Source organism: Bacillus sp. FG16, assembly GCF_057809515.1.
The window spans coordinates 1-1,779 of record NZ_JBMDKC010000223.1; the positions used below are offsets into that span (position 1 = coordinate 1).

General features: G+C 35.3%; 1 protein-coding gene. It reads right to left on the reverse strand.

Annotated elements, in window-relative coordinates:
• Positions 1-1,779: SpaA isopeptide-forming pilin-related protein (locus ACODS7_RS31760; RefSeq protein WP_488828546.1), on the reverse strand; the 1,779-nt coding region annotated here is incomplete at both ends.

Sequence of the window (1,779 nt, forward strand, 5' to 3'; positions counted from 1 at the left end):
TTCCAGGTTTCTCTGGATTCGGTGTTCCAGGTTTTTCTGGATCTGGTGTTCCAGGCTTTTCTGGATCTGGTGTTCCAGGTTTCTCTGGATTCGGTGTTCCAGGTTTTTCTGGATCTGGTGTTCCAGGTTTTTCTGGATTCGGTGTTCCAGGTTTTTCTGGATCTGGTGTTCCAGGTTTTTCTGGATTCGGTGTTCCAGGTTTTTCTGGATCTGGTGTTTCTGGACCTGGTGGTGCTAAATGATTCAATTTGTTTAATACTTCTAATTGAACTGCATTTATCATTCCATTTGTAATTTCAAATGGAATTGGATTAGTTAATTTTTCATATCCTTTTGGTGCTTCTACTTCTACTAGTGTGTAGTTACCTACAGATAGATCTGCGATTTTTGCCTTTCCATCTTTATCTGTTGTTACTTTCACTACTACTTTTCCCTTTTCATCATGAACTTCAAACACAGCTCCTGATAAGACTTCCTTGCTTTCAGCAGCCATTTTTGTAATCTCCACTGAACCTTTATCTAACTGTTCATTCTCTACTTTCAATGATAAGACTTTCGTCATACCTTTTTTAATTTCGAATGATACTGGTTCTGTTAGCTTTTTGTAACCTGGTAAGCTCTTCGTCTCTACTAATTTGTATTTTCCTACTGATAGCTCTGAAACGTTTGCTTTTCCTTCTTTATCTGTTGTTACTTCTGTTACTACTTTGCCTTTGTCGTCTTGAACTTCGAAGACTACGCCTTCTAATAATTTTTGACTATCTTTATCTACTTTTGTTACTTCTACATTTCCCTTGTCTAACATTTCATTTTCTACTGTTAAAGCAAGAGATTTTGTCATGCCTTTTTCAATTTGGAAAGTAATCGGATCTACCAATTGCTTATATCCTTTTGGTGCTTTTACTTCTACTAACTTGTATGTGCCAACTGATAAATTAGTAACTTGTGCTTGTCCTTTTTTATCTGTCGTTATTTTAGCGACTACTTGTCCTGCTGCATCTTGAATTTCAAAGACTGCATCAGCTAAAGCATCTTTATTTTCTTTATCTACTTTTGTAATTTCTATATTTCCTACATCCACTAATTCATTTTCTACAGTCAATTGTAATGCTGTAACTCTACCTTTTTCAATTTCGAATGAAACTGGCTTTTCTAGCGGCTTGTATCCTGCCGGTGTTTCTACTTCTACTAACTCATACTTTCCAATAGATAAATCTGAAACGTTTGCTTTTCCTTCTTTATCCGTTGTTACTTTTGCAACTACTTTTCCTTTTGAGTCACGTACTTCAAATACAACATTTTCTAATGGAGCTTTACTGTCTTTATCTATTTTTGTGATTTCTACATTCCCCGTATCTACCATTTCATTTTCTACAGTGAACGCTAGAGATTTTGTCATACCTTTTGTAATTTCAAATGGTACAGGCTTTTCTAATTTTTTGTAGCCTGGTAAACTCTCTACTTCTACTAGCTTGTACTTGCCTACTGATAAATCAGCAACTGTTGCTTTTCCTTCTTTATCTGTCGTTACTTTCGTTACTACTTTGCCTTTTTCGTCTTGAACTTCAAAGACTACACCTGCTAACGGTGCCTTATTATCTTTATCTATCTTTGTGATTTCTACATTTCCCGTATCTACCATTTCATTTTCTATTTTTAATGATAGAACTTCTGTCATGCCTTTTTTGATTTCGAATGATACTGGCTCTGTTAATTTTTTGTAACCTGGTAAGCTTTCTTTCTCTACTAATTTGTACTTTCCTACTGATAAGTCTGAGA